Source organism: Micromonospora sp. WMMD734 (assembly GCF_049178975.1).
In the GTDB taxonomy this organism is placed as follows: domain Bacteria; phylum Actinomycetota; class Actinomycetes; order Mycobacteriales; family Micromonosporaceae; genus Micromonospora; species Micromonospora wenchangensis.
Genome location: NZ_JBMHMK010000001.1, coordinates 2,529,958 through 2,556,009, shown reverse-complemented (window position 1 = coordinate 2,556,009; position 26,052 = coordinate 2,529,958). Strand labels below are relative to the sequence as shown.

Annotated in this window: 26 protein-coding genes; 20 read left to right on the top strand and 6 right to left on the bottom strand. The window is 74.2% G+C overall.

Translation table 11 applies throughout. The annotated features are described in order from the left end of the window. The first annotated feature begins 39 nt into the window (after positions 1-39). The gene (locus ACN267_RS10835) at positions 40-375 is read left to right on the top strand and encodes a DUF3817 domain-containing protein (RefSeq protein WP_204960296.1); all 336 of its coding nucleotides are present in this window, start codon (positions 40-42) and stop codon (positions 373-375) included. 74 nt (positions 376-449) lie between these two features. On the opposite strand, the gene ACN267_RS10830 is transcribed toward ACN267_RS10835, so the two are convergent. Further along, complete coding sequence (locus tag ACN267_RS10830; RefSeq protein ID WP_204960352.1) at positions 450-992, bottom strand: hypothetical protein; 543 nt, start codon at positions 990-992, stop codon at positions 450-452. Between the two features lie 145 nt (positions 993-1,137). Between ACN267_RS10830 and ACN267_RS10825 the strand changes: the two genes are divergently transcribed. The 4 genes from ACN267_RS10825 (at position 1,138) to ACN267_RS10810 (ending at position 7,058) form a co-directional block, all read left to right on the top strand. Next, positions 1,138-2,256: a Vms1/Ankzf1 family peptidyl-tRNA hydrolase gene (locus tag ACN267_RS10825; protein WP_204960295.1), complete on the top strand. Its 1,119-nt coding sequence runs from the start codon at positions 1,138-1,140 to the stop codon at positions 2,254-2,256. Next, positions 2,249-4,012 carry a thiamine pyrophosphate-binding protein gene (locus tag ACN267_RS10820; protein ID WP_204960294.1) on the top strand — a complete coding sequence of 588 codons (1,764 nt, stop codon included), beginning with the start codon at positions 2,249-2,251 and terminating at the stop codon, positions 4,010-4,012. The genes ACN267_RS10825 and ACN267_RS10820 overlap by 8 nt, the downstream gene beginning before the upstream one ends. Before the next feature lie 203 nt (positions 4,013-4,215). Then, positions 4,216-5,598 (top strand): hypothetical protein, encoded by a 1,383-nt coding sequence (locus tag ACN267_RS10815; RefSeq protein ID WP_204960351.1) that lies wholly within the window; start codon positions 4,216-4,218, stop codon positions 5,596-5,598. Between the two features lie 320 nt (positions 5,599-5,918). Then, positions 5,919-7,058: a SigB/SigF/SigG family RNA polymerase sigma factor gene (locus tag ACN267_RS10810; RefSeq protein WP_204960293.1), complete on the top strand. Its 1,140-nt coding sequence runs from the start codon at positions 5,919-5,921 to the stop codon at positions 7,056-7,058. A gap of 74 nt (positions 7,059-7,132) precedes the next feature. Here the strand turns inward: ACN267_RS10810 and ctaD are convergent, their stop codons facing one another. From ctaD to ACN267_RS10790, 4 genes are all read right to left on the bottom strand, one after another. After that, positions 7,133-9,133, bottom strand: coding sequence for a cytochrome c oxidase subunit I (gene ctaD / locus ACN267_RS10805; RefSeq protein WP_281898124.1), 2,001 nt, complete (start codon positions 9,131-9,133; stop codon positions 7,133-7,135). 88 nt (positions 9,134-9,221) lie between these two features. After that, positions 9,222-9,950: an ATP-binding protein gene (locus tag ACN267_RS10800; protein ID WP_281898123.1), complete on the bottom strand. Its 729-nt coding sequence runs from the start codon at positions 9,948-9,950 to the stop codon at positions 9,222-9,224. A gap of 112 nt (positions 9,951-10,062) precedes the next feature. Beyond that, positions 10,063-11,220 (bottom strand): glycosyltransferase, encoded by a 1,158-nt coding sequence (locus tag ACN267_RS10795; RefSeq protein ID WP_421488549.1) that lies wholly within the window; start codon positions 11,218-11,220, stop codon positions 10,063-10,065. Positions 11,221-11,308: 88 nt separating this feature from the next. Beyond that, the gene (locus ACN267_RS10790) at positions 11,309-12,289 is read right to left on the bottom strand and encodes a glucosyl-3-phosphoglycerate synthase (RefSeq protein WP_281903084.1); all 981 of its coding nucleotides are present in this window, start codon (positions 12,287-12,289) and stop codon (positions 11,309-11,311) included. Between the two features lie 248 nt (positions 12,290-12,537). Here ACN267_RS10790 and ACN267_RS10785 point away from each other — a divergent pair, with 248 nt between their 5' ends. The 8 genes from ACN267_RS10785 (at position 12,538) to ACN267_RS10750 (ending at position 20,851) form a co-directional block, all read left to right on the top strand. Then, on the top strand, positions 12,538-13,572 hold the full coding sequence (locus ACN267_RS10785) for a Gfo/Idh/MocA family protein (RefSeq protein ID WP_421488548.1): 1,035 nt from the start codon (positions 12,538-12,540) through the stop codon (positions 13,570-13,572). Then, positions 13,565-14,653 carry a zinc-dependent alcohol dehydrogenase gene (locus ACN267_RS10780; RefSeq protein WP_421488547.1) on the top strand — a complete coding sequence of 363 codons (1,089 nt, stop codon included), beginning with the start codon at positions 13,565-13,567 and terminating at the stop codon, positions 14,651-14,653. The genes ACN267_RS10785 and ACN267_RS10780 overlap by 8 nt, the downstream gene beginning before the upstream one ends. Positions 14,654-14,789: 136 nt before the next feature. Beyond that, positions 14,790-15,533, top strand: a complete 744-nt coding sequence (locus tag ACN267_RS10775; protein ID WP_281903082.1) for a DUF5753 domain-containing protein — start codon at positions 14,790-14,792, stop codon at positions 15,531-15,533. After that, complete coding sequence (locus tag ACN267_RS10770; RefSeq protein WP_421488546.1) at positions 15,524-15,733, top strand: DUF397 domain-containing protein; 210 nt, start codon at positions 15,524-15,526, stop codon at positions 15,731-15,733. The genes ACN267_RS10775 and ACN267_RS10770 overlap by 10 nt, the downstream gene beginning before the upstream one ends. 308 nt (positions 15,734-16,041) lie before the next feature. Continuing rightward, positions 16,042-18,333, top strand: a complete 2,292-nt coding sequence (gene secA2, locus ACN267_RS10765) for an accessory Sec system translocase SecA2 (RefSeq protein WP_421488545.1) — start codon at positions 16,042-16,044, stop codon at positions 18,331-18,333. 177 nt (positions 18,334-18,510) lie between these two features. Next, on the top strand, positions 18,511-19,251 hold the full coding sequence (locus tag ACN267_RS10760) for a GAF and ANTAR domain-containing protein (RefSeq protein WP_421488544.1): 741 nt from the start codon (positions 18,511-18,513) through the stop codon (positions 19,249-19,251). Positions 19,252-19,465: 214 nt separating this feature from the next. Then, positions 19,466-19,969, top strand: a complete 504-nt coding sequence (locus tag ACN267_RS10755; protein WP_204960283.1) for a DUF2231 domain-containing protein — start codon at positions 19,466-19,468, stop codon at positions 19,967-19,969. A 111-nt stretch (positions 19,970-20,080) separates the two neighbouring features. Next, positions 20,081-20,851 carry a class I SAM-dependent methyltransferase gene (locus tag ACN267_RS10750; protein ID WP_421488543.1) on the top strand — a complete coding sequence of 257 codons (771 nt, stop codon included), beginning with the start codon at positions 20,081-20,083 and terminating at the stop codon, positions 20,849-20,851. Between the two features lie 72 nt (positions 20,852-20,923). Here the strand turns inward: ACN267_RS10750 and ACN267_RS10745 are convergent, their stop codons facing one another. Continuing rightward, positions 20,924-21,322, bottom strand: coding sequence for an ankyrin repeat domain-containing protein (locus tag ACN267_RS10745; protein WP_204960281.1), 399 nt, complete (start codon positions 21,320-21,322; stop codon positions 20,924-20,926). 143 nt (positions 21,323-21,465) lie between these two features. On the opposite strand from ACN267_RS10745, the gene ACN267_RS10740 reads away from it, so the two are divergent. The 7 genes from ACN267_RS10740 (at position 21,466) to ACN267_RS10710 (ending at position 26,049) form a co-directional block, all read left to right on the top strand. Continuing rightward, positions 21,466-21,918 (top strand): cysteine dioxygenase, encoded by a 453-nt coding sequence (locus ACN267_RS10740; RefSeq protein WP_281898109.1) that lies wholly within the window; start codon positions 21,466-21,468, stop codon positions 21,916-21,918. 56 nt (positions 21,919-21,974) lie between these two features. Continuing rightward, positions 21,975-22,466, top strand: a complete 492-nt coding sequence (locus ACN267_RS10735) for a rhodanese-like domain-containing protein (protein WP_204960279.1) — start codon at positions 21,975-21,977, stop codon at positions 22,464-22,466. Between the two features lie 51 nt (positions 22,467-22,517). Next, a complete protein-coding gene (locus tag ACN267_RS10730; RefSeq protein ID WP_204960278.1) occupies positions 22,518-23,108 on the top strand; it encodes a winged helix-turn-helix domain-containing protein in 591 nt (196 codons plus the stop codon). Between the two features lie 284 nt (positions 23,109-23,392). Next, positions 23,393-24,001 (top strand): winged helix-turn-helix domain-containing protein, encoded by a 609-nt coding sequence (locus ACN267_RS10725; protein WP_204960277.1) that lies wholly within the window; start codon positions 23,393-23,395, stop codon positions 23,999-24,001. A gap of 306 nt (positions 24,002-24,307) precedes the next feature. Beyond that, positions 24,308-24,976 (top strand): uridine kinase, encoded by a 669-nt coding sequence (locus tag ACN267_RS10720; protein WP_421488542.1) that lies wholly within the window; start codon positions 24,308-24,310, stop codon positions 24,974-24,976. A 211-nt stretch (positions 24,977-25,187) separates the two neighbouring features. Further along, complete coding sequence (locus tag ACN267_RS10715; protein ID WP_421488541.1) at positions 25,188-25,586, top strand: TraR/DksA family transcriptional regulator; 399 nt, start codon at positions 25,188-25,190, stop codon at positions 25,584-25,586. 271 nt (positions 25,587-25,857) lie between these two features. Continuing rightward, complete coding sequence (locus ACN267_RS10710; protein ID WP_421488540.1) at positions 25,858-26,049, top strand: hypothetical protein; 192 nt, start codon at positions 25,858-25,860, stop codon at positions 26,047-26,049. Positions 26,050-26,052: the final 3 nt, after the last annotated feature.

Sequence of the window (26,052 nt, the reverse complement as noted above, 5' to 3'; positions counted from 1 at the left end):
ACGGGCCGGCAGGTCACGGCTGCTGGATAGCATGGCGCGATGCGCGAGAAGACGACCCGGCTGTTCGTGGCGGCGGCGATCGCCGAGGCCTGCTCCTGGCTGGCCCTGCTGGTCGGCATGGCGGTCAAGTACGGCCCGCCGGGCAACGAGATCGGCGTCCAGGTCTTCGGGCCGATCCACGGCGCGCTCTTCGTCGCGTACGGCCTGCTGGTGCTCGCCGTGGCCCGGCTGCACCGGTGGTCGCCCGGGGTCACCTTCGTCGCCCTGGTCTGCGCGGTGCCGCCCTTCGCCACCCTGCTCTTCGAACGCTGGGCCGCCCGCCGGGGCCTGCTGCGCAGCACCGGGGAGCAGCGCCCGCTGACCCCGGTCGGCTGACCACCCCCGGCCGCCCGTCGCCGCCTGCTGCCGCGCGGGCCCTGACCCGTCGGGTCGGGCGCGGCCGGTCGGCGTCAGACGAGGACCACGGCGGCGGCGACCAGCAGCACCAGCACCGCGCCCAGCACCGCCTGGATCAGCAGCGGTGGGCCGAGGTGGCTCCACACCGTGGCGGTACGCGGGGTGAGCAACTGCCCGGTGGTCAGGTTGACGATCCGTTCGATGCGGGGCGGCAGGTCGACGTCCTGCGGGCGCAGCGTGAGCTGCACCCAGTCGGACGGGTGCACCGCGCTCTGCGCCAGGTGCCCGTGCAGCTCCACCTCGTAGAGCTGGCCCTGGTCGTCGCGCAGCCGGACCGGGGTGACCAGGAACTCCGGCCCCTTCTTGAGGTCCTTCCACTTGCGGCGGGCGCCGCCGCCGGACTGCGACAGCGCCGTGCGCACCAGCATCACCAGCAGGCCCGCCACGCTCGCCGCGGTCAGCACCGCCACCAGCACCGGCTGGCCGATGCGCACCTCGCGGGTGTAGCCGTCCATGAACCGGACGACCCGCCCGGTGAATATCCGCTGCGTCGGGCGGATCACCCGATTACGGAGATCGCTGTCCATGTTCACCACCGAGAGTCCGGTTCCGTTCACTGATGGTATCCGTCTTCCGGGTCGAATGACATGAATGAACCGACGGTCACGTCCCCCGGCCCGGCCGAGGTGACATCCCCGGTGGCGCGGGTAAGCGGGCGGCCGAGCCGGAAAGGGGTCGAGCATGCAGCTGTCCTTCCTGCACCCGCTCTACGACCGTCCCGGGCCGTGGTGCTCGGTCTACCTGGACGCCTCCCGGGACACCCAGGACGCGCGTCCGGCGCTGGACCTGCGCTGGCGGGCCCTGGCCGGGCAACTCGCCGCCGACGGCGCGGACGAGCCGACCATCGCGGCGCTGGACCGGGTGGTCCGGGGCCACGACCCGCTGCCCGGCGACTACGGACTCGCCGCGTTCGCCAACCGGGGCCGGGTGGTGCTCTCCGAGTACCTCGCCGCGCCGCCCCTGCGTGATCTGGCCGCGTACGCCCCGCTGCCGCACGTCATGCCGTTGCTCGCGCAGCGCGGGGAACAGGTCGCCTGGGTCCGGGTGCTCGCCGACCGCACCGGCGCGGACGCCGTCGCGGTCAGCGCCGGCGGGGTGCCCCGACGGGCCCACGTCACCGGCCGGCAGAGCTACCCGCTGCGCCGGGTGCAGCCCGGCGGCTGGTCCCAGTCCCGCTACCAGCGGGCCGCGACGGAGGCCTGGCACCACAACGCCGGGGACGCCGCCGCGGCCACCGCCGAACTGGCCGACCGGGTCGGCGCGGACGTGGTGGTGGTCGCCGGGGACGTCCGGGCCACCGGGATGATCGCCGCCCAGCTGCCGGCCCGCTGGCAGGACCTGGTGGTCCGCACCGACGCCGGCTCCCGGGCCGGCGGCGCCGACCCGGCGGCGATGGACGACGTCACCGTGCAGACCATCGCCGAGGTCGCCGACCAGCACGTCAGCGCCGCGCTGGACCGGTTCGGCACCCAGCAGGACGTGGGCGTCGGGCTGGACGCGGTGGTGGCCGCCCTGCAACGCAACCAGGTCGACACCATGCTGCTGGTCGACGACCCGTCGGCCGACGGCGAGCTGTGGATCGGCCCCCGGGCCACCGACATCGCCACCGCGCCCGACCAGCTCGCCGCCGTGGCCGACCCGCAACGGGTCCGGGCCGACGCCGCCCTGGTCCGGGCACTGGTCGGCACCGACGCCGACCTGACCGTCCTCGGGCCGGACGAGGCCCCCGACCTGGCTGACGGCGTCGGCGCGGTGCTGCGCTACGTCGACCCGGCCACCCCGGGACGCGACCATGGCTGACCGCACCGTCGCACACCTGGTCGTGGAGCGGTTGCGGGCCTGGCGGGTGCCCCGCGTCTTCGGCTGCCCGGGGGCGGCGATCGCCCCGGTGGTCGGGGCGCTGGACGCCGCGGGCGGGGACCCGGAGTTCGTCCCCGCCCGGCACGAGGAGAGCGCCGCCTTCATGGCCACCGGGCACGCCAAGTTCACCGGCGGCATCGGGGTCTGCCTGGCCACCCAGGGCCCCAGCGCGGTGCACCTGCTCAACGGCCTGTACGACGCGAAGCTGGACGGCAAACCGGTGGTGGCGATCGTCGGTGAGGACGTCACCGGGCCACTCGGCGAGGTGCACGAGGAGATCGGGCTGAGCCGGCTCTTCGGCGACGTGTGCCACCAGTTCGTCCGCTACGGGCGTGCCCCGGAGCAGGTGCCGGCCCTGCTCGACCAGGCGTTCCGGACCGCCGCGGCGACCCGGAGCCCGACCTGCGTGGTGCTGCCCCGGGCGTTGCAGGAGGCCGCCGTGGCGCACCTGCAACCACACCCGGCCGGGGTGTTCACCGCGACCCCCGGCGAACCGCTGGCCCGGGTGCTGCCGCACCAGGCCGACCTGGACGCCGCTGCGGCGCTGCTCACCATCGGTCAGCGGGTGGCGATCCTGGTCGGGCAGGGCGGTCGGGGCGCGGCGGAACAGATCGTGGCGCTGGCCGACCGGCTGGGCGCCGGGGTGGCCACCTCGCTGCTGGGCAAGCCCGTCCTCGACGAACGGCTGCCGTTCCACACCGGTGTGCTCGGCGAGGTCGGCACCACGGCCGCCGCGCAGCTCATGGGCGGCGCGGACACCCTGCTGCTGGTGGGCACCAACGACCCCTGGACCGACTACTTCCCGCTGCCCGGCCAGACCCGCACCATCCAGATCGACATCGACGGGCGACGCATCGGCACCCGGTATCCGGTGGACGTGCCGCTGGTCGGCGACGCCACCGAGACCCTGCGCGCGCTGCTGGGCCAGGTCGCCGACCGCCCCGAGCGGCAGTGGCGGGCCACCGTCGAGAGCACCGTCGACAGGTGGCGCAGCCAGGCCGCGGCGCACGCCGCAGAGCCGGCCGAGCCGGTCAACCCGCAACTGGTCCTGCGGGAACTGTCCGCCCGGCTGCCCCACGCCGGGTCGGTCGCCGTCGACGTCGGCTCGGTGCTCTCCTGGTACGCCCGCCACCTGATGCTGCCACCCGGGGTCGACGCGCAGCTCTGCGGTGCCCTCGGCTCGCTCGGCTGCGCCCTGCCCTACGCGCTGGCCGCGAAGCTGGCCCGCCCGGACACCCCGGTGCTCGCCCTGCTCGGCGACGCGGCGATGCAGCTCAACGGCCTCGCCGAGCTGATCACCGTGGCCCACCGCTGGCAGGACTGGGCCGATCCCCGGCTGGTGGTGCTGGTGCTCAACAACCGGGACCACGCCGGGCTCGGCGACGGCCGCCGGCAGCCGGGCGTGCCCGGTCGCCGCGCCGACGTGCCGTACGCCGGCTGGGCCCGGCTGCTCGGCCTGCACGGCGTCCGGGTGGACCGGCCGGAACTGGTCGGCGCGGCCTGGGACGAGGCGCTCGCCGCCGACCGGCCGTGCGTGCTGGAGGCGGTGGTGGACCCGGCGGTGTCGCCTGGCGCTCCGGAGCCGTCCCTGGCCGACCTGCGGGGTCTGTTCGCCGACGGCGACGCCACCCGACGCATCCGGGACCGGATGATGGCGGCCGAGCGGCAGATCGTCGAGGCGGAGGATCTCGTCTAGTCTCCGGGCCCGGTGCCCGGTCCGGTCGACGCCCACCCCGGCCGGCCCGGGCCGCGCTGGGCGGTCGCCGACCGGGGCGCACCGGTAGGGCGTACCGGCGGGCGGGTCGGGGATCGCACCGGTCAGGGCGCGATGCCCCGTTTAGACCCCGAAGGGGCGGGAAGCCGGGCCGCGTGGTGAGCGAACGAGGCGGGGTGGAGCCGGTGCGGACGGCACCGGCCGGGCCGACGGCCCAGGGCGCCGGCCTGGCCGGCGACCGGATCGTCACGGCCGGCAGCACCGCACGGGTGCTGGTGGCCGCCGCCGCCCGCGCGCTGCGCGGGGTGGACTGCGCCGACCTGGGACACGCGACGTCCGCCTCCCGGTTCGCCGTCGCGCGCAACGCCGGCCGGGGGCCGCTCACCGTCGCCCAGGCCGGCGAGGTGGACGGGGAACGGGTGGCCGGCTGGATCGCCGACCAGTACCCCCGACAGCGGTACCCGGCGGTGCTGCTGGGCGCGCCGCACGCCGCCGCCGTGCACCTCGCGGTGGCGCTCGGGGTGCCCTGGCTGCCCACCGGCTTCGAGATGACCGCCCACTGGACGCACGGCGCGGTGGACCGTCCCGCCGCCGCGCTCGACCAGGGGGCCGCGTTCGCCGCCCGGATCCTTGCCGGCAACTCCGGCCTGCACCTGCGTCAGGTGCACTGCCCGGCGAGCCGGGGCGCGTCGGCCGGCACGGCGATCAGCCTGGTGGCCCGCTGGCGGGTGCTGCCGGTGGCGTACGCCAGGTTCCTGGCCGACCGGCTGACCCCCGGGGCTGCGGTGCTGCTGGTCGACGACGCCCGCCGGTGGCCGGTGTCGGACTCCGGGCAGGGGCACAGCTTCCAGCTCGGCTGCCCGGCCAGCGGGCTGCGGCCGGTGGACTTCCACCCGGACTCGCCCGCCCTACGTCAGGTGCTACGGGCCGCCGGGGCGACCGGGGACGGGTGGGAGCCGCCGGCGGTCACCGCCGCCGGGGAGTCCGCCGAACACGGGGTGGAACCGGAGTTCGTCCGCGCGCTGGGGCACTGGGCCGGTGGTCGGGGCCACGAGCTGCGCCAGGTGGGGGTGCCGCACCCGGGGGCGCTCAGCGCGGCCACCGCCGACCTGTACCGCAGCTGGCTGCGCCGGGCCGGCAAGACGGGCGACCGGCTGGTGGTCGAGTGCGGCCGGGTGTTCGATCCGTGGCAGGTGGTGCGGGCGGGGCTGGTGCCGTACTGGTGCGAGAACGCCACCCGGCGCAGCGTCGAGGAGGTGGAGTGGTGGCTCGCCGGCAGTGAGCCGTTCAGTTCGGTGGACGTGCTGCCGGAGTCGCCGGGGCTGCGCTCACCGGCCGTGGCGGGGCTGCCGCAGTGGCTGGCGGTGGCGGCGTTCGGCCGTCGCCGGCGGGCCCTGGACCGGACCGCCGCCCGGGGCTACCCGGTGGCGTCGGTGGCCACCCGGCGGGCCACCGAGGTGCTGCGCGGGCAGCCGTACGACCTGCCGACACCGCCGCCGCTGAGCGTCGGTGACGCGCTGGCCGGGCTGCGCGAGGCGGGTGCGCCGCTGGGGCTGGCCGTGTCCTGACCGGCCCGGGTCCCACGGCGCGGCCGGGTCGGGGAGGGCCGGCGGGTCGCCCGGAAAGGGGACGCCGGGGGTGTCCGCGCCGCCCGGCCGGAGCCGGCACACCGAAACATCCTCGCGAACCCGGGGACGCGTGGTTGAGTACCTGGGGAGCGGGAAGACCGCTCGCCGCGACGGTCCGCCGCGTGGCGGCCGGTCGTTGCCCGCGCGTGTCCGGTGATCCCGGCACGGCACGTGAAACCCCACTTCCGACCCGGTGCGTGGTGCCACCACGCGCCGAACCGGCCCGATCCGGGCGGGGGACCTTCCTGAGGGAGGCGCGGATGTTCGGACAGACCACCACGACCACACCACCTCCGACCGACCGGGGGCTGGAGGACCTGGACGCCGCCGCGCTGGCGTACGCCGCGCGGATCGCCGGCCTGCCACCGGAGCGCCGGGGGGAGGCCCGCGAGGACCTGGTCCGGTTCGCCCTGCCGTTCGCCGGCCGGCTGGCCCGTCGCTACCGGGGCCGGGGTGAGCCGTTGGAGGACCTGGAACAGGTGGCCCGGCTCGGCCTGGTCAACGCCGTCGACAGGTACGACCCCGAGCGGGGTTCGTTCACCGCGTACGCGGCGATCACCATCGTCGGGGAGATCAAGCGGCACTTCCGGGACCGTACCTGGGGGGTGCACGTGCCCCGCCGGCTGCGCGACCTGATCCTGGAGGTCGGGCAGGCCACCTCGGCGTTGACCAGTGAGCTGTCCCGCGCGCCGAGCGTGGCCGAGCTGGCGGCCCGGCTGGAGACGCCCGAGGAGGAGATCCTCGCCGCCCTGGAGTCGGCGGCCGGCTACAGCCCCGCCTCGCTCAACGCGCCGGTCGGCGGGGAGAGTTCCGCCGAGTTCGGTGACCTGGTCGGCGAGTCGGACAACGCGCTGGAGTCGGTGGACGACCGGGTGACCGTCAGCGGGTTGCTGCACCGGCTGCCCTGGCGGGAGCGGCGCATCCTGGCGATGCGCTTCTACGGCAACCAGACCCAGGCGGAGATCGCCGCCCGGTTCGGCATCTCCCAGATGCACGTGTCCCGGCTGCTGTCGCGGGCGTTGACCTGGCTGCGTCAGGCGATGCTCGCCGACACCCCGCCGCCCTGGTGCAACGGCACAGCCGAGACGGACACCGGCCGCAACCGGATCGCGGTCAAACGCACCGCGGAGCGGACCGTGGTCGAGGTCGGGGGCGAGATCGACCGCGACGGCGCGGACCAGTTGCGCCGGATGATGCTGGAGGCGGTCGCCGGGCAGCCCCGCGAGCTGGTGGTGGACCTGGACGGCGCGGGCGGGGTGGACGCCGGGGGTATCGCCGCGCTGGTGGCCGGCCGGGACGCCGCCCTGCGGACCGGGGTGCCGCTGCGGCTGACCCGGGTGCGGCCGGCGGTGCGCCGGTCGCTGGCCGCCGCCGGCCTGCCCGCCACCGTGGACGCCTGAACCGACCCCGTCGGCCCGAGCCGACATCGGGCCGGCACCGCCTCGCGGTGCCGGCCCGACGGTGTGCCGGTCGGTCAGCGTTGCCCCGGGTCGTCCCTGTCGTGCGGGTGCCGCCACCGCTGCGGGGTGTCGGGGTCCGTGTCGTCGGGCCGGTCGTCCTCGGGGGCGTCGGAGTGCGCGAAGCCGGGCCGGCGGACGTCCTCCGGTTCGGGTACCACCACCGGGCGGGCGCCCGACTGCGGGGCGGGCTGGTACTCCACCGCCTCCCGGGCCCCGTGCGCGCCCTCGGCCGCCGGCGACTCGGGGACGTGCCGTTCGTGGTGCAACTCGTCGTGCAGTTCCTGCGGCGGGCGGGTGGTGCGTTGCGGCAGGTCCCGGCCGAGGTCGGCGACGAGTGGGCCGTACTTGGCGTCGAAGGCGGGGCGTTCGGAGCGGATCCGGGGCATCCGGTCGAAGTTGCGCAGCGGCGGCGGGCAGGTGGTGGCCCATTCGAGGGAGTTGCCGAAGCCCCACGGGTCGTCGACGGTCACCAGTGCGCCGTACCGCCAGGACTTCCAGACGTTGTAGAGGAAGAACAGGGTGGACGCGCCGAGCACGAACGAGCCGACGGTGGAGATCATGTTGAGCGTGGTGAAGCCGTCGCCGGGCTGGTAGTCGGCGTACCGGCGGGGCATGCCCTCGTCGCCCAGCCAGTGCTGGACGAGGAAGGTGGCGTGGAAGCCGACGAACATGGTCCAGAAGTGCAGCTTGCCGAGCCGCTCGTCGAGCAGCCGGCCGGTCATCTTGGGGAACCAGAAGTAGACCCCGCCGAACGCGGCGAACACGATGGTGCCGAACAGCACGTAGTGGAAGTGCGCCACCACGAAGTACGAGTCGGTGACGTGGAAGTCCACCGGCGGGCTGGCCAGCAGCACCCCGGTCAGGCCGCCGAGCAGGAAGGTGACCAGGAAGCCGATGGCGAACAGCATCGGCGTCTCGAAGGTGAGCTGTCCCTTCCACATGGTGCCGATCCAGTTGAAGAACTTCACCCCGGTGGGCACCGCGATCAGGTAGCTCAGGAAACTGAAGAACGGCAGCAGCACCTGGCCGGTGGCGAACATGTGGTGCGCCCACACGGTCATCGACAGCACGGTGATCGCGACCGTGGCCAGCACCAGACCGGTGTAGCCGAAGATCGGCTTGCGGCTGAACACCGGGATGATCTCGGTGATGATGCCGAAGAACGGCAGCGCCACGATGTAGACCTCGGGATGGCCGAAGAACCAGAACAGGTGCTGCCACAGCATCGGCCCACCGGTGCCCGCGTCGTAGACGTGCGCGTCGAGCAGCCGGTCCGCCCCCAGCGCCAGCAGCGCGGCGGCCAGCAGCGGGAAGACCAGGATCACCAGGACGGCGGTGAGCAGCATGTTCCACGTGAAGATCGGCATCCGGAACATGGTCATGCCGGGGGCGCGCAGGGTCAGCGTGGTGGTGATCAGGTTGACCGCGCCGAGGATGGTGCCCAGGCCGGAGACGACCAGACCGACCACCCACAGGTTCGCCCCGATGCCCGGGGAGTTCACCGCGTCGCTGAGCGGGTTGTAGGCGGTCCAGCCGAAGTCGGCGGCGCCGCCGGGGGTGAGGTAGCCGCCGACGACCATCGTCCCGCCGAACAGGTACAGCCAGTACGCGAACGCATTGAGCCGGGGGAACGCCACGTCCGGGGCACCGATCTGCAACGGGACGATGTAGTTGCCGAAGGCGAACACCAGCGGGGTGGCGAAGAGCAGCAGCATGATCGTGCCGTGCATGGTGAACGCCTGGTTGTACTGCTCGGGGGAGAGGAACTGCATTCCCGGCCGGGCCAGCTCGGCCCGGATGAGCAGGGCCAGCACCCCGCCGATCAGGAAGAACACGAACGCCGTGGCCAGGTAGAGCAGACCGATCTGCTTGGCGTCGGTGGTGCCGAGCAGCCGCAGCAGCTTGTTGCCGGGCAGCGTCGGGCGGACCGGTCCGGGGAAGCCGCCGAACCGGGCCGGGGCGAGGATGGCCGGCCCCCGGTCTCGGGCGGGTTCCGTGGTTACCCGTCTGGGCATGGCTCTCTCACCCCGTCGTGACGACAGAAAGGACGGGCGCGACTACCCGCCCTCCGCCCATGTAACCAGGCGACAGGGGGAATTTCGGTCAATTCGCCGGCAGGAGTGCCCACACCACCTTGCCGTCGGCCAGCGGGGAACTGCCCCAGCGCTGCGCCATCTCCCGGATCAGCAGCAGCCCCCGGCCGCCCTCGGCGGACAGGTCCGGGCTGGCCGCCCGCGCCGCCGTCCGGCTGCCGTCGGCCACGGCCACCCGCAGGTACGGCTGGTGCAGGGTCAAGGTGATCCGCATCGGGGTGTGGGCGTGCCGGACCACGTTGCCGACCAGCTCGCTGAGCACCAGCGACGCCGGCTCCACCAGGTGCGGCACGTTCCACCGGGAACACGCGTCGCCGACCAGCTCACGGGCCCGCCGGCAGGCCCCCGCCACCGGCTCCAACCGGGCCCGCAGCCGGGGCGCGGCGGTCGCCCCGGCCCACCGGGTCGCCTCCGCGCAGTCCTGCCGCACCGGCACCACCCGGCAGGTGGTGGAGGTGGCCAGCCAGGCGGCGGCATCCGGCGGGGGAGAGCAGAGCACCATCGGCACGGCCGGCCAGTCGGCGGCCTGCCGGGCGGTGGCGGCGAACACCGACAGCGCCAGCCGGTCGGCCACGGTCACCCGGCCCAGGTCGACCACCAGCGCGTCGGGCAGCGTGGTCAGGCAGCGGTCCAACACGGTGTGCACGGCGCGCATGGTGCCCAGGTCGAGCGCGCCGGCGAGGCGTACGACGGTCACCGGTGACTCGTCGCTGACCTCGCAGGTGATCCGGCTGACCATCGGCCCCTCGATTCCGCTCGTGGTGCTGGGGAGAACCGCCAGGTACCCGCGGCCCGGTGGACCGAAACCGGGCCCGGACCGTGACGGTCCGGGCCCGGTCGGGGCGGGTGGCTCAGGCCGCCTGGAGCTGCGGTTTCCGGGCCGCGGCGCGGACCGTCTCGTAGAGGGCGACGTACCGCCGCGCCATCACCGCCGGGGTGAACCGCTCGGCGGCCTCCCGCCGGCACTCGTCCGGGTCGAGTCGCCGCGCCGCCAGCAGCAGCTCACCCAGTTCGTCCTCGTCGTCGGTGAGCAGTCCGGTACGCCCGTGCTCGACCAGTTCGGGCAGGCAGCCCCGGGCGGTCGCCACCACCGGCGTGCCCAGCGCCAGCGACTCCACCACGGCCGTCCCGCCGGGCTCCTCCCAGCGCAGCGGGAACAGCGACGCCCGCGCCCCGGCCAGCAGGTCGTCGCGCTCCCGGCCGGCGACCGTGCCGACCCAGCGGACCAGGTCGCCGTCGAGGTGCGGGGCGACCTCGTCGTGGAAGAACCGCACGTCCGGGTTCTGCCGGGCCCCGTCGCCCGCCGCCGCCAGGTCCGCCGGCCGGTGGTAGGGCCCGACCGGGCCGGCGAGCACCAGCGGCACCCCCGTACGCCGGGCCAGCCGGACGCCGACGTCCTGCCCCTTGCCCGGGTTGATCCGGCCCAGGATGACCGTGTAGTCGCCCTTCACCGGCCGGGGCGTCCGGTCGGCGTGCACCGCCAGCGGGGTGGCCAGGTGCACGTGCCCGACGGCGTGCTCCCGTAGCGCCCGGGGGGCGCGGGCCAGCTGGGCGGCGGAGACCCCGTTGACCCGTACCCGTGTCCCGCCGTCGAGGGTGCCGTACAGCTCGGGGTGCTTGGCCAGGTCCCAGTGCAGGGTGTGCAGCACCGGCGGGGCGGCCGGCCCCATCGCCGTCAAGGTGGCCAGCCCGACCGCCTCCACGTGGTCGTGCACCAGGTCGATGTCGTCGCGGCCGTGCACCTGCCGGACCACCCCGGCCAGGTGCGCCTGGGACACCCCGCACACCTGGTTGTACGGCCGTTGCAGCGCCGCGAACTGCCCGTCGGCATAGACCGAGAACTTCTCGTCCACCGGCAGGGTGCTCGATCCGACCGAGGCCAGCACGACCTTCACCCCGAGCCGGCGCAGCTCCGGCACCAGGGTGGCGACGACGTTCTCGATGCCGCCGTAGCCGGGTGGCGGCACGGACAGCCACGGGCCGGCGTTCATCAGCACGGTGAGGCTCATGGTCGGGACTTCCTCTCGGGACGGACCGGGTCCCGGGCGGGTCTCGACCCCGCGCGTCGGGTGACGTCGCCGCCGGTGCGGCGCGTCGTCACGCGGCCACCCGCCGACGCGGCAGCCGGGGCCGCAGCTCGGCCAGGGGCGGGCGTTCCTGCACCGAGACGTCGTTGACGACGACCTCCCGGTCGAGATTCGGCAGTGCCTCCGAGCCGCCCCGACGGAACTGGGTCAGCAGGGTGCCGGGGTGGGTGCCCGGGGCGGCCCAGCCCCGCCGCTGCAACCGCGCCCAGGCGGTGTGCATGATCTGCGCGGACATCCGGCCCAGGGCCGCGGTGTCCTGGTGCCGGTGCTTGCGCTCGCCCAGGTCGACCTGGGCCAACGCGTCCAGGCCGACAAGTTCCAGCAGGTCGATCAGCATGGCCGTCTCGACCCCGTAACCGGTGACGAACGGCACCCGCTCCAGCACCTCGCGCCGACCGGCGTACTCGCCCGCGAGGGGCTGCACGAAACCGGCCAGCTCCGGCCAGAACAGGTTCAGCAGTGGCCGGGCCATCAGCTCCGTCACCCGCCCGCCACCGTCGGTCTCGACGCTGGTCGTGCCGACCAGCGGCCGGTGGTAGAAGCCCTTCACGAACTCCACCGACGGGTCGACCAGCAGCGGGCCGATCAGGCCGGTCACGAAGTGCGGCCGGAACTCCCGCAGGTCGGCGTCGACGAACGCGACGATGTCGCCCTCGGCGGCGGCCAGCCCGGCCCAGAGCGCGTCGCCCTTGCCGGTCAGCCGGGGCAGGCCCCGGGTCATCTCGTCCTGGCCGACCACCTCCGCGCCGGCGGCCCGGGCGACCTGCGCGGTGCGGTCGGTCGACCGGGAGTCGACCACGATCAGCTCGTCGACCAGGGGGACCCGGTCCATCAGGTGTTCCCGGATCGTCGAGACGATCGCCCCGACGGTGGCTTCCTCGTTGCGGGCGGGCAGCACCACGCTGACCCGGTTCTCCCCCTTGGCTCTGATCAGCCGTCGCGTGGGCCAGTCCTGCGCCGACGTCGTCCGGTAGGTGGCCCATGCCTCCACGACAGGGGAGACGATCGGTTCTGTGTCCCGCACTGGCAAACCCCCAGATCCATGGCGGAAAACGCAGACTTGGTTTTCCCGTCTCTGCACATTCGTTAACTGGATATTGCCTAACAGCTTGATCACGGCGGCTCCACCGGCTGGTTCCCGGCAGATGAACGCTGTGTTGCGGTGACCGCCGGGTTTGGCCCCGCCGCGCCGGGGCAGTGCTGTGCGCGGTGGTGGTGACCGCGTCGAGAGGGCCAGGTATGCGTACGTGTCGGGTGGGGCTGGTCGGGGCCGGTGGGGTGGCGCACCGTCACGCCCGCGTGCTGGGGAGTTTCGCCGACGTCGAACTGGTCGGGGTCACCGACGTGACCCGGTCGGCCGCCGCCCGGCTGGCCGACACGCACTCGACCCGGGCCTTCGCCGACGTCGACGACCTGCTGGCCGCCGGCCCCGACGCGGTCTACGTCTGCGTGCCGCCGTTCGCCCACGGGCCGGTGGAGGAGGCCGTCATCGCCGCCGGGGTGCCGATGTTCGTGGAGAAGCCGGTCGCGGTCGACCTGGACACCGCCGAACGGATCGCCGCCCTGGTCGAGCAGCGGCGGTTGCTCACCGCCGTCGGACACCACTGGCGCTACCTGCACGTGGTGGCGCGGGCCCGGGAACTGCTCGCCGACCGTCAGGTGCGGATGGTCAACGGGGCCTGGCTGGACAAGGTGCCCCCGGTGGCCTGGTGGCCGGTGCGGGACCGCTCCGGCGGCCCGGTGGTCGAGCAGGCCGCCCACGTGCTGGACCTGACCCGGGCGCTGGTCGGCGAGGCCGTCGAGGTGACCGCCTACGGCGACGGCAACCCGCCCCCGGTCGACGACGCCGACATCGACTCGGTGACCGCCGCCACGCTGCGCTTCGCCTCCGGCGCGGTGGGCACCCTCGCCGCCGCCTGCGTGCTCGGTTGGAAGCACCGGGCCGGGCTGGAGATCCTCGCCGACGGGCTGGCCCTGGCGCTGACCGAGGACGGCCTGACCGTCCGGGACGCTGACGGGGAACGCCACCTCCCGGCCGACCCCGACGCCGCCCGGAGCGCCGTCGACCGGGCCTTCGTCGACGCGGTCGCCGGGGTCGGCGACGACATCCGGGTGCCGTACGCGGAGGCGCTGCGCACCCAACGACTGGCGGTCGCGCTCGCACAGAGCGCCCGCACCGGTCGCCCCGTCACCCTGCCCACCGGCCCGGCCGCGCTCACGCCGGTGGCCGGCGGCGTGCCGGCGACACCCGTGGGCACGGCCGCCGATGCGTGACACGGTGGTGGTGGTCAGCGGCCCGGGACGGGTCGAGCTGGCCGAACAGGAGGCCGGTGAGCTGCGCGACGGCACGGTCCGGGTGCGGACCCGCTACAGCGGCATCTCTGCCGGCACCGAGCTGAGCTTCGTCAAGGGCACCAACCCCTACCTCAACGTCACCTTCGACACCGGCCTCGGCCTCTTCCGGCCCGGGACGGCCAGCACGCCGTACCCGGTCACCCGGCTCGGCTACATGCAGGTCGCCGAGGTGGTGCAGAGCCGCACCCCGGCGATCGCCGTCGGCACCGTCGGTGCGATGACCTACGGCCACCGCACCGGGTACGTCGCCGACCCGCTGGCCGAACGGTTCGTGCCGCTGCCCGACGATCTCGATCCGCTGCTCGGCGTCTACGTGGCGCACATGGGGCCGATCTGCGCCAACGGGCTGCTGCACGCCGCCGCCGACCTGTACGGCACCGACGTCCGCTCGCTCGGCGACGGGGTGCGCGGCCGACGGGTCGCGGTGGTCGGCAGCGGCGTGGTCGCCCTGCTCACCGCCCTGTTCGCCAGGCAGCACGGTGCCGCCTCGGTGGTGGTGGTCGACCCGACGCCGCAGCGCCGCCAGGTCGCCGAGGCACTCGGTCTGGAGACCCTGGACCCGGACGCCGACGACCCCGCCGTCGTGCTCAAGACCAGGTGGCACCACAGCGCCGGGGACCGGGGCGCCGACGTGGTGTTCCAGTGCCGGGGTCAGGACTGGGCGCTGCACCTGGCGCTGCGCCTGCTGCGCCCCCAGGGCACCGTGATCGACCTGGCGTTCTACCAGGGCGGCGCGGACGCCGTCCGGCTCGGTGAGGAGTTCCACCACAACGGGCTGTCGCTGCGCTGCGCGCAGATCGGCCGGGTGCCCCGGGGTCTCGCCCCCACCTGGGACCGGGAACGCCTCTCCGCCGAGACGATCGACCTGCTGCGCCGGTACGGCGACCTGATCCGCACCCACCTGGTCTCGGCCGTGGTCCCGTTCGCGCAGGCACCCACCCTCCTCACCGACCTGGCCGAACGTCGCCGTCAGGAACTCCAGGTCGTCCTCACCGCCTGACCATCCCGACGGCCTCGCCCCGCCCGCCTCGCCCCGGTGATCAAGAGGTTTACGTCATGGTGGAACGGATTCTTGACGTAAACCTCTTGATCACTGCGGTGAAGGGGCGGCAGGTGGGGGCGGCCAGGCCAAGGCGATCACCGAGGCGGGCTACACGGCCGAGAGTCTCGCCGGCAAGCTCGGTCTGCATCCGAAGACCGTCGCCCGGTGGGCAAATCCTGGGCACATTCCGCAGAGTCGCCACCGGGCCACCGTCGCAGAACTGCTGGAGCGCGATGTCGATGCCCTCTGGCCGGACATCGTCAAGCGGCGCGAGCCGGTCTGGTTCCGGCCCTGGGTCGACATCGAGCGGGAAGCCACGACCTTACGGGCTTTTGAGCTGGCCTGGGTGCCCGGCCTGCTCCAGACCGAGGCGTACGCGCGGGCGACGCTGACCGGCGGAACGCTGACGGCCGAGGCGATGGACGACCTGACCGACGCGCGGCTCGGTCGACAGGCGATCCTGCACCGTGAGCGCAGTCCCCTGCTGGTCGCCGTCCTGGACGAGGGCGTCCTGCGTCGACGGGTCGGTGGCAGTCGGGCGCTGATGGCAGCCCAGCTCGGGCACCTTCTCGCCTGTGCCGAGCTGCCGAACGTGCAGCTGCACGTCGTCCCGGCCGACGCGCCGAGCTACCCGGGGCTCGACGGGCCGTTCGTGATCGCCGACCTGCCGGAGGGGGCGAGAGTGGCGCATGTCGATGGTCCGGCGCAGGCGCAGATTCTGGACAAGCCCTCTGACCTTGTTAACCTTGAACGGCGGTGGGAGCGTATCCGTGGGGAGGCGCTCCCTCGTGGACGGACTTTGGATCTCCTGAGAGAAGCGGCTGCATCATGGACCTGACCGCTGCGCGGTGGCACAAGAGCACGAAGAGCGGCGGCAACGGCGGCAACTGTGTCGAGGTCGCGGGCAACCTGCCCGGTGCCGTCCTGGTGCGGGACACCAAGGACCGGGACGGCGGGGTGCTCGCGTTCACCCTGGCGGCGTGGCGCGGCTTCGTCGACTTCGCGAGCCGGTGGGAGTCGGCTCGTGCGGCACGGTGACGTGCATCCAGGAAGTTGATCTATAGCGCCCCAGCTCGGTAATTCTGCATCCCCGCGCACGCGGCGGTGATGGCCCGCCGGGCCCGACCGGCGGCGCGATCGCCCGCCTCCCCGCGCCCGCGGGGCTGGCCTGGCTGATCATCGACGACCGTCAGCCTGCGTCCCGGTCGACCAGCTGCCCGCCACCTTCCGGTGGGCCGTCGCCGCACCTCGCTGACCTGCCCGGATGGGCCGGGAACCGGACAGCGGGATCGCAACGTGCGGACCGGGCAGCCTTTTCCGCCCGGGTTCGCGTACCGTTGCCGCTCATGGGTGTGTCGCAACGGTTGAAGAGCAGGTTCCGCCGGTTCCTCCAACGCCCGGGGACGACGGTCGACCTGGCTCCCCTGGAGAAGCTGCTGCCGCGGATCGCCGCGCGCGAGGACGAGCTGTCGGCGCTGGACGACGAGGCGCTGACCGAGGCCGCCGGTGCCGCGACGGAGTACGTGGACATCTGCGCCGTCGGCCGCGAGGCCGCCCGCCGGGGCCTCGACCAGCGGCCGTACGACGTGCAGCTGCTGGGCGCGATGGCGCTGCTGTCGGGCAAGGTCGCCGAGATGGCCACCGGTGAGGGCAAGACGCTGACCGCCACCGTCGCCGCCTACGGGCACGTCCGCCTGGGCAACGGCCCGGTGCACGTGCTCACCGTCAACGACTACCTGGCCCGCCGGGACGCCGAGTGGATGACGCCTGTCTACCGGCTGCTCGGGCTGAGCGTGGGCTGGGTCAACGAGGCGTCCACCCCGGCCGAGCGGCGGGAGGCGTACGGCTGCGACGTCACCTACGTCTCGGTCAGCGAGGCCGGTTTCGACTTCCTCCGCGACCAACTCGTCACCGACATCGCCGACCGGGTCCAGCCGCCGCTGGCCACCGCCATCGTCGACGAGGCCGACTCGATCCTGATCGACGAGGCCCGGGTGCCGATGGTGCTGGCCGGCTCGACCGCCGGCGAACAGGACCCGGTGCACGCCTCCGCCGCGCTGGTGCGCGGCCTGCGCAAGGGCCGGCACTACACGGTCGCCGAGGACGGTCGCAGCGTCGCCTTCACCACCGAGGGCCTGGCCGCCGTCGAGGCCAAGCTGGGCGGCATCGACCTGTACGACACCGAGCACGTCGGCCAGCTCTCCGCGGTGAACGTGGCGCTGCACGCGCACGCCCTGCTGCACCGCGACGTCGACTACATCGTGCGGGACGGCTCGGTGGAGCTGATCGACGAGATGCGCGGCCGGGTCGCCCAGCGTCGCCGCTGGCCCGACGGCCTGCAGGCCGCCGTGGAGGCGAAGGAGGGGCTGGACGCCACCGCCGAGGGCGAGGTGCTGGGCACCATCGCCGTGCAGGCGTACATCGCGCTCTACCCCAAGCTGTGCGGCATGACGGCGACCGCGGTGCTGGTCGGCGACCAGCTCCGGGAGTTCTTCGGCCTGGAGGTGGCGGTCATCCCGCCGAACACCCCCTGCGTCCGGGAGGACGAGCCGGACCGGATCTACGCGACCCGGGCCGAGAAGGAGGAGGCGCTGATCGACGAGATCCGGCGCTGCCACGAGGCGGGCCGTCCGGTGCTGGTCGGCACCCTCGACGTGAAGGAGTCCGAGGGGCTCGCCGCCGGCCTCCAGGCTGCCGGGGTGCCGTGCGTGGTGCTCAACGCCAAGAACGACGACGAGGAGGCGGCGATCATCGCCGAGGCCGGCGCGTACGGCGCGGTGACCGTCTCCACCCAGATGGCCGGCCGGGGCGTGGACATCCGGCTCGGCGGCAGCGAGCAGGTCGACCAGGAGCGGGTCGCCGAACTCGGCGGCCTCTACGTGATCGGCAGCGGCCGGCACGACAGCCGCCGGGTCGACGACCAGCTGCGTGGCCGGGCCGGCCGGCAGGGCGACCCGGGCGGTTCGGTCTTCTTCGTCAGCCTGGAGGACGACCTGGTCGTGCGGCATGCCGGCGAGACCGTCCCGGCCTCGCCCCGGATGAACGCCGACGGTCTGGTCACCGACGAGCAGGTCGACTACGCGGTGGAGCACGCCCAGCGGGTCGCCGAGGGCGTCAACCACGAGATCCACCGCAACACCTGGCGCTACAGCGTGGTCATCGAGCAGCAGCGGATCGCCCTGGCCGAGCGCCGGGAGCGGCTGCTCACCTCGGACGTGGCGGCGCTGATGCTGCTCGACCGGATGCCCGACAAGGCCGGCGAGATGGACGAGGACCTGCTGGCCCGGGTGGCCCGCTCCATCGCGCTCTACCACACCGACCGGCTCTGGGCGGAACACCTGGCCGAGTTGTCCGAGGTCCGCGAGGGCGTGCACCTGCGGGCGCTGGGCCGGCTCGACCCGCTCGACGAGTTCCACCGGGCGGCGGTGCCGGCGTTCACCAACCTCATCCCCGAGATCGAGACGCGCACCCTGGCGACCTTCGAGGAGACCGAGTTCGCCGAGGACTGGGAGCCGGACGCCGCCAAGCTGGTGCGGCCCAGCGCCACCTGGACGTACCTGGTGCACGACAACCCGTTCGGCTCGGAACTGGACCGGCTGATCGCCTCCGTCGGCCGTCGGCTCGCCGCCGCCCGCTGAGCGACCCGGGAACCCCTCCGGCGCGGGATGTGCCGGAGGGGTTCCCTTTACGCGGTTTCGACCCGGTTTTGCGAGGGTAGTAGCCCGGGGCCCACGACTCGGGAGAGAGATCATCACGATGACACAGGCAACGACGCCGGTGCCGGTCGGCAGGGGTACGACGGAGCCCGCAGGCCGGTGAACCTGGACATGCGGGAGCTGACCATCGACACGCTCGGGGTACTGGAAACGGCCGCCCTGCTGCGGGAGCTGACCGCGGGCCTGATCGCGGTCGACGACTTCGACGAGGCGCTGACCGAGCTGGTCCGGATCGCCGCGGACGCCGTCCCGGGGGTGCTCTGGTGCGGTTTCACCGCGCTGCGGGCCGGTGAGCCCGCCGGGGTGGCCGCCTCGGACCCCCGGCTGGCCGAGCTGGATGACCTGGGGCACGGCGCGGAGTCACCCGCGATGGACGCCATCCGCCGCCGCGAGATGATCATCGCGGCGGACCTGGCGGTCGAGCAGCGGTGGCCGACCTGGACCGACCGCGCCCGCCGGCTCGGCGTCCGGGGGGTGATCTCCGCCCCGGTGGACGTCGACGAGCGGGCGATCGGCTCGATCAACCTGTACGCCGGCCGGCCCGGCACGCTGGGCACCCGGCACCAGCTCACCGCGATGCTGCTCGCCGAGCACGCGGGGTTGCTGCTGGCCGCCGTGCGGGACCGGGCCCGGCGGGCCGAGCGGGCCGGCGAACGCGACGGCGCGCTGCTCGGGGAGAACGTCGTCGGCCAGGCCGTCGGGGTGATCATGACCCAGCGGGGCTGCCCGGCCCCGGAGGCCCTCGACGTGCTGCGCAGCGCCGCGACCTCGCTGGACATCCCGCTGCGGGAGGTGGCCGAACGGCTGGTCACCACCGTCTCCCGTCCCCGCGAGTCCTGACCGTCTCCGGTCCGGTTGAGCCACTCACCCGGGCCGACCTGGCGGCATCGACCCGTGAGGATGCCGCCAGGTCGCCGACCCTGGTTCCCGGACGCCCGCGGCCGACGGTGTCGTTTCTCCCCGGACCCGCGAATCCCGGCCCGACCGTTTCGTCGGAGCGACCCCCGGGTAGCACCCTGGACCGGTGAGCTGAGCCGATTCCGGGGAGGAAACGATGGAGAGCCGCCTGAGGGTGCAGGGGCATCCCATCCAACCGATGCTGGTGACGTTCCCGTTCGGGCTCTTCGTCAGCGCCACCGTCTTCGACCTCGCCGACGTGGCGGGCGGTCCGGCGTTCCTCGGCGAGGTCGGCTACTGGACGGCGGTCGCCGCGCTGGTGGCCGCCGGGCTCGCCGGGGTGGCTGGCATGATCGATCTGTGGGACGTACGGCCGGGGCCGCACCGTCGCACCATGGTCACCTTCAACATGGTCAACGCGGGCATGGCCGCGCTCTTCCTGCTGTCCTGCCTGGTCCGGGCGGATTCCCCGCAGCGCGGTGCGACCGGGGTGCTGCTGGTGACCGAGCTGGTCGCGCTGCTCGTCGGTGCGGTGGGCGTCGGGTTGGGTGCCCGGCTGATGCGCCAGTTCGAGTCCGGCCGAGGCGAGCCCACCGGCTTCGACAGCCTCGACGGTGTGCCCGCCGGCTCCACCGTGGAGATCCTCCGCCCCGCCCCCTGATCGCGCCCCGCCCCTACCACCGTCGCGCTGTCCGGCGGTGGTCGCGGGGGTCCGCGCCGCCCTGCGGTAAACGGGTTGCCGTGCCGAACGGCCCTGCCGCAGGGTGGACGGATGGTCGAGCCGAGCTGTGCGGAGCTGATCGCCGAGGCCGCCGCCGCCCCCGTCGACGGTTGGGGCTTCGCCTGGCTGGACGGTCGGGCCACCGAGGAGCGTCCACCGTGGGGCTACGCCCGTCAGGTGGCCGCGCGGATGGCGACGGTCACGGCCGCGCTGGACATCGACACCGGCGGCGGCGAGGTGCTCGCCGAGCTGCCCCAGCCGCCGCCGCTGCTGGTCGCCACCGAGGCGTGGCCGCCCAACGTCGCGGTCGCCCGGCGTACGCTGCGACGGGTCGGCGCCCGGGTGGTGCAGATCGCTCCCGGGTCCCGGCTGCCGTTCCGGGCGGCCGCCTTCGACCTGGTGACCAGCAGGCATCCGGTGGACACCGGGTGGGCGGAGATCGCTCGGGTGCTGCGCCCCGGCGGGCGCTACCTGTCCCAGCAGATCGGCGCCGGCACCATGCGGGAGCTGAGCGAGGCGGTGCTGGGCCCGTTGCCGCCGCCGGCCACCCGGCACACCGCGCAGGCGGTGGCCGCCGCCCGGACCGCCGGCCTGCACGTGGCGCGGCTGGAGCAGGCCACCCTGCGGGCGGTGTTCCACGACGTCGGCGCGGTGGTCTGGTTCCTGCGCAAGGTGGTCTGGACCGTGCCGGACTTCGACGTCGACCGGTACCGCCCACAGCTCGAACGGCTGCACGCGCACATCCGTGCCGAGGGCGCTTTCGTGGCCCACTCCCGACGCTTCCTGATCGAGGCGGTCAAGCCGACCGACGGGCCCGCCTGAAGGACCCGTGGTGGCGGGTGACGCCAGGGCATCCGGCGTGGGGACGGCGCGCCATCGGTTCCGGCGGGTCGATCACACGTGGCGGGTGGTGAGCAGGGTGACCATCTCGGGCAGGTCGAAGAACCGGGCCGTCTCCACCGCCGACGGGGTCCCGTGGTCGGGGTCGGCTCCGGCGTCGAGCAGGGCGCGTACCGCGTCGGTGTTTCGCCGGAACACCGCCGCGGCGAGCGCGGTCTGCCCTCGGTCGTTGACCCGGGTGTGGTCGGCGCCCCGGGCCAGCAGGGCGGCGACGGTCTCCGGACGGGCGTGGTAGGCGGCCAGGATGAGCAGCGTGTCGCCCTTGTCGTTGGTCAGGTTCACCGGCAGCCCAGCGTCGACGTGGCCGCCGAGTTCCGTGGCCTCGCCCGCGCGGGCCAGGTCGAACATCCGGTGGGCGAAGGCCAGCGTCTCGGCGTCGAACTCCTCGGTCATCCGCCCAGCCTAGAGGCCCGTGCCCCTGTCACCGCCGGTGACGGGAAGCGGCCGCCAGGCGTGTCCCAGCATGCGGTATTACCTACTAAACCTATAGGCTTTGCAGTCTAGAGTGTCGGGGGACGCACCACACGGGAGAAGACATGACCAGCATCCACGCCACCGACCTGCTCACCGTCGCCGGCCGGTACGCCGACCCGGCCACCTGGGCGGTGCCACTGCGGTTCGACCCGACGCAGCGGTGGTACACCCGGCTCGCCTCGGCCGACGACCACGAGGTCTGGGCGTTGAGCTGGCTACCCGGCCAGGGCACCGACCTGCACGACCACGGCGGTTCCTCGGGCGCCTTCCTGGTCGTCGCCGGTGAGCTGACCGAGCAGACGGTCTCCGGTGGGCGGCTGCGTCCGCACCGCCTCGCCGCCGGGTCCGGTCGCCGGTTCGGCCCCCGGCACGTGCACACGGTGACCAACCGCGGCGACCAGCCGGCGGTCAGCGTGCACGTCTACCTGCCCGCGCTGCGTCACATGACCCGCTACCACCTCGTCGACGGGCGACTCCGGGTCGCCGAGGTCGCCCGGGCCGGCGTCGCCTGGTGACGCCGCCCGCCCCCGATTCCCCCACCCGCCGGCTCGCCCATGGAAGGACCGCGACGATGCCGCAGCACTGCACCCTCACCGAGAGCTGTCCGGCCCCACCCCCGGGTTCCCGCGGCATCGACGAGATCCTCGCCGAGGCCCGTACCCGACTGCGTCGGCTCGACCCCGAGCAGGCGCACCTGGCCCACCGGAGCGGGGCGCTCATGGTCGACATCCGGCCGGCGGCCCAGCGGGCCGCCCACGGCACCGTGCCGGGCGCGCTGGTGATCGAGCGCAACGTCCTGGAGTGGCGGCTCGACCCACGGTGCCCGGCCCGGCTGCCCGAGGCGGTCGACTACGACCTGCCGGTGCTGGTGATCTGCCAGGAGGGTTACACCTCGTCGCTGGCCGCCGCCGCGTTGCAGGACATCGGCCTGCACCGGGCCACCGACGTGGTGGGTGGCTTCGTCGCCTGGCGGATCGCCGGGCTGCCGGCCCTGGGCCCGACGCCGTCGCACCGCACCCCGTCCTTCGCGCCGCCGGTGACCGCCGGCCGGACGCCACACTGACCGTCGCGCCCCACCGGGCGTGGCGGACGCACCGCCACACAGGAGGCTCCCATGTCCCTCGTCGCCCTCACCGCGCGTCCGCACCCGCCGGGCCGTCCCGACCGGGTGGTGCCGGGTCGGCCCCGCTCCACGCCCTCGCTGACCATCACCCTCGACCTGACCGCCGGGCCGCTGACGCCCCGGCTGGCCCGTCTGGTCGACCTGCTCGGCGAACTGGCCGAGGCGGGGGAGGGGGTGGTCCGGCTGAGCGAGCCGACCGCACCGCGCCTGCTGTCGTCGCTGCCGGCCCCGCGGCCGGCGCCGGTGGCCGGGGAGCCCGTGCCGACCGACGAACACCCGCAGACCCTGCGGATCTCCGCCGGCACCCGGGTGGTGCGTCAGGGCGACCGGGAGATCCCGCTCACCCGCATCGAGTTCGACCTGCTGCTGTTCCTGGCCGAGCACCCGCACCGGGTCTTCACCCGGCTGCAACTGCTCGCCAACGTCTGGGGCTACGAACACGCCGTCGCCCGCACCGTGGACGTGCACATCAGGCGGTTGCGCGCCAAGCTCGGCGCGGACAACCCGCTGGTGACCACCGTGTACGGGGTGGGCTACCGGCTCGCCGACGAGGCGAGGGTCCGGATCGACCGGTTCCGCTGACCTTGCGACCATTCCCTGACGCACCCGGCCCGCCCCGAGCCGGGTGCGTCGCGGCGTGCCGGCCGTGATCCAACCGGCGGGCACCCCCGTATCCGGGCACTTCGACGCTTCTGCTGTAATCATCTGGCTCGTACGCAGAGCGAGGGATCGGCTGCGAACTGTTCGTCAATTGTCACATTCATGCAACGCGGTCGCCCCTTGACCCTCGTCCAGGGGCCGGGAAGCATCGATGCAGCGGCGTCCCGGGCCGTGGGGAGATACCCGGACCCAGCCCAAGGAGGACCATGTCGGTCAGCCCCGCATCGTCGCGCGCCGGATGGCATACGTCCCAGCCCTCGGTCCCCGGTCGACCTCCCGGCGGTCAGCGACGCCCGGCCACCACGGCCACCCCTGTGCTCACCGTGACCCTCTCCATCCCGCTGGCCAGCGAGGAGTCACTCACCGCGCCGGCCCGCCGGTTGCTGGAGGCGGCCCGGGAGATGCTGGAACGCGGCGAGGGCACCATCGCCACCACCGGGGTTCCCGCCGAACGACGACCCGACCAGGTCCCGGCCGGCCGGACGGCGGGGCGTTCCCTCGCCGCCACCATTCCGATGCTGCACATCCTGGCCTCCTCCCGGTCGGTGTTGCGCGACGGCGAGCCGCTGCCGCTGACCCGGCTGGAGTTCGACCTGCTGCTGCACCTGGTGGCCCACCCCCGTCGGGTGTTCACCCGGCTGCAACTTCTCAATGCCGTCTGGGGCTACGAGCACGCCGGGGTGCGCACGGTGGACGTGCACGTGCGTCGGCTGCGCGGCAAGGTCGGCGTCGACGTCCCGTTGGTCACCACGGTCTACGGGGTGGGCTACCGGCTCGCCGACGACGCCCGGGTCACCGTCGACCGCACCGGCTGACCCGTCGGGCCCGCCGCCGCCAACGCCCGCCGTCGGGTAGCCCCACCGGACCGCCGCCACCGCCCGCCGGCCGCCGTCGGGCAGCCCCACCGGACCGCCTGCGTCGTGCCGTGCGCCGGCCACGAGCGGGTTCATCCGCTCCCGGAGCCACCGTCGGGCAAGAATTTTGTCGCCCCGAGTCCCGTCGACCGGACCGGAGCCCGGGTCGACGGCGGGCCCGGCACGACGACCCGACAGGTGTGTCCGGGCGGACACCGCCGCGGGTGCGCCGGGGTCGGTCGTCGGCCGACGGGGCACGATGGTCGGATGCGTGTCCGTCCGATCTCACCCGACCGGCTCGTCGCCGAGCTGACCGAACGGCTCCTCACGGTCGCGTCCGGGCCGACCGTCGACGGGGCCACGCCGCCGGCCCACCTGCGGGTCGCGGTGGACGGTCCCCCCGCCGCCGCCCCGGACGGGCTCGCCGCCGCGCTGGTCGACCCGCTGCGCGCCGGGGGCCGCCCGGCGTTGCACCTGCGCGCGGGGGACTTCCTGCGGCCCGCCTCCGTCCGCTTCGAGTTCGGCCGGACCAACCCCGACGCCTACTACGAGGGCTGGATCGACGAGGCCGGCCTGCGCCGGGAGGTGCTCGACCCGGCAGGTCCCGGCGGTACCGGACGGGTGCTGCCCTCACTGTGGGACGCCGAGACCGACCGGGCCAGCCGGGCGGCCTACCGGGAGCTGTCACCCGGCACGGTGCTGCTGGTCAGCGGGGCGCTCCTGCTCGGCGGGGGATTGCCGTTCGACGTCGCCGTGCACCTGGTGCTCTCGCCGGCCGCGCTGGCCCGGCGTACCGATCCGGCGCAGCGGTGGACCCTGCCCGCCTTCGCCAGGTACGCCGACGAGGTCGCCCCGCAGTCCTTCGCCGACGTGGTCGTGCGCGTCGACGACCCCCGGCACCCGGCCCTGGTGCAACGGACCGACGGGGCCGGCTGAAGCCGCCGTGCCGGCGGGACCCGCACCGGGCCGGCGGGACGGGCCGGTGGGAGGGCCCGGTACGCCCGCCACGACGGTGACGGAACCGGTGGTTTGACGGGACGTGCCGGTGGGTAATCGCCGGACTCACACGGCACGGATGATCTCACCGTGCCCGCCGAGCCCGGAGCGTGCCCTCAGGTCGCGCCGGTCCCAGGAAAGGCAGGCAGCGATGCTCGTCCACGACACCGTCGGTACCGCCCGCACCACGGCGGAGGCCGACCAGATCCGGGCGTCCCTGCGGGCCCGCTACGACGAGCTGTCCGCGGAGTACGAGCAGGCGGTCGCGCAGAGCCAGGTGCTGCGGCTGGTGGAGGTCGGTGACACCGCCGGCGACGACCAGGCCGACAGCGGCACCAAGACCGCCGAGCGGGACACCGCCCAGTCCCTGCTGCGCACCATCCTCGACCGACGGGCCCAGTTCGAGCACGCGCTGACCCGGCTGGACGAGGGCACCTACGGCTTCTGTGAGGGCTGCACCGCGCCCATCCCGATGGAGCGGCTGGAGATCTTCCCGTCCGCCACCTCCTGCGTCGGCTGCAAGCAGACCCGGGAGCGGCGGGCCGCCTGACCCGGCAGCCGACCGGCCACCACGCCCAACCCGCACCGCTGATCGACTCCGGGGAGTCGGTGTAGCGGCATCCCCGCGTGGCGATGCCGCCACATCGGCCCGGTGACCAGGCGGCCGTACCTCACCCCGGCCGGGTGAGGGCGGCTCACCCGACTGACGGGCAGCCTCGACGGTGCCGGCCGCGCCCGCGGCCGGAGCACGCCCCGGTCAGGTCGACGGCCCGACGGGGCAGCGGTCGGACAGACCGCGCACGGGTACGGAGGTGACCGAGATGACGGCACGGGTGGTGGCGGATCCCCGACGTGGCGCGGTGCTGCACGTCGTCGGCACGGGTGGCGGCACCCGCCGAGCGGAGCGGCCCGGACGGTTCGGCAGCCCGGCCCGGCAGGGGCGGGGCCCGGCGGGCCCACCCCGACGCGCCGACGACAGGCGTCGGGGCGGCGAGCCGAAGGACGGGGGGTGACCC

What these genes read in the sequence shown, in the direction of transcription:
- ACN267_RS10835 (WP_204960296.1), top strand. Translation starts at nt 40, where the DNA reads ATGCGCGAGAAGACGACCCGGCTGTTCGTGGCGGCGGCGATCGCCGAG.
- ACN267_RS10825 (WP_204960295.1), top strand. Translation starts at nt 1,138, where the DNA reads ATGCAGCTGTCCTTCCTGCACCCGCTCTACGACCGTCCCGGGCCGTGG.
- ACN267_RS10820 (WP_204960294.1), top strand. Translation starts at nt 2,249, where the DNA reads ATGGCTGACCGCACCGTCGCACACCTGGTCGTGGAGCGGTTGCGGGCC.
- ACN267_RS10810 (WP_204960293.1), top strand. Translation starts at nt 5,919, where the DNA reads ATGTTCGGACAGACCACCACGACCACACCACCTCCGACCGACCGGGGG.
- ctaD (WP_281898124.1), bottom strand. Translation starts at nt 9,133, where the DNA reads ATGCCCAGACGGGTAACCACGGAACCCGCCCGAGACCGGGGGCCGGCC.
- ACN267_RS10800 (WP_281898123.1), bottom strand. Translation starts at nt 9,950, where the DNA reads ATGGTCAGCCGGATCACCTGCGAGGTCAGCGACGAGTCACCGGTGACC.
- ACN267_RS10795 (WP_421488549.1), bottom strand. Translation starts at nt 11,220, where the DNA reads ATGAGCCTCACCGTGCTGATGAACGCCGGCCCGTGGCTGTCCGTGCCG.
- ACN267_RS10785 (WP_421488548.1), top strand. Translation starts at nt 12,538, where the DNA reads ATGCGTACGTGTCGGGTGGGGCTGGTCGGGGCCGGTGGGGTGGCGCAC.
- ACN267_RS10780 (WP_421488547.1), top strand. Translation starts at nt 13,565, where the DNA reads ATGCGTGACACGGTGGTGGTGGTCAGCGGCCCGGGACGGGTCGAGCTG.
- ACN267_RS10770 (WP_421488546.1), top strand. Translation starts at nt 15,524, where the DNA reads ATGGACCTGACCGCTGCGCGGTGGCACAAGAGCACGAAGAGCGGCGGC.
- secA2 (WP_421488545.1), top strand. Translation starts at nt 16,042, where the DNA reads ATGGGTGTGTCGCAACGGTTGAAGAGCAGGTTCCGCCGGTTCCTCCAA.
- ACN267_RS10755 (WP_204960283.1), top strand. Translation starts at nt 19,466, where the DNA reads ATGGAGAGCCGCCTGAGGGTGCAGGGGCATCCCATCCAACCGATGCTG.
- ACN267_RS10750 (WP_421488543.1), top strand. Translation starts at nt 20,081, where the DNA reads ATGGTCGAGCCGAGCTGTGCGGAGCTGATCGCCGAGGCCGCCGCCGCC.
- ACN267_RS10745 (WP_204960281.1), bottom strand. Translation starts at nt 21,322, where the DNA reads ATGACCGAGGAGTTCGACGCCGAGACGCTGGCCTTCGCCCACCGGATG.
- ACN267_RS10740 (WP_281898109.1), top strand. Translation starts at nt 21,466, where the DNA reads ATGACCAGCATCCACGCCACCGACCTGCTCACCGTCGCCGGCCGGTAC.
- ACN267_RS10735 (WP_204960279.1), top strand. Translation starts at nt 21,975, where the DNA reads ATGCCGCAGCACTGCACCCTCACCGAGAGCTGTCCGGCCCCACCCCCG.
- ACN267_RS10730 (WP_204960278.1), top strand. Translation starts at nt 22,518, where the DNA reads ATGTCCCTCGTCGCCCTCACCGCGCGTCCGCACCCGCCGGGCCGTCCC.
- ACN267_RS10725 (WP_204960277.1), top strand. Translation starts at nt 23,393, where the DNA reads ATGTCGGTCAGCCCCGCATCGTCGCGCGCCGGATGGCATACGTCCCAG.
- ACN267_RS10720 (WP_421488542.1), top strand. Translation starts at nt 24,308, where the DNA reads ATGCGTGTCCGTCCGATCTCACCCGACCGGCTCGTCGCCGAGCTGACC.
- ACN267_RS10715 (WP_421488541.1), top strand. Translation starts at nt 25,188, where the DNA reads ATGCTCGTCCACGACACCGTCGGTACCGCCCGCACCACGGCGGAGGCC.
- ACN267_RS10710 (WP_421488540.1), top strand. Translation starts at nt 25,858, where the DNA reads ATGACGGCACGGGTGGTGGCGGATCCCCGACGTGGCGCGGTGCTGCAC.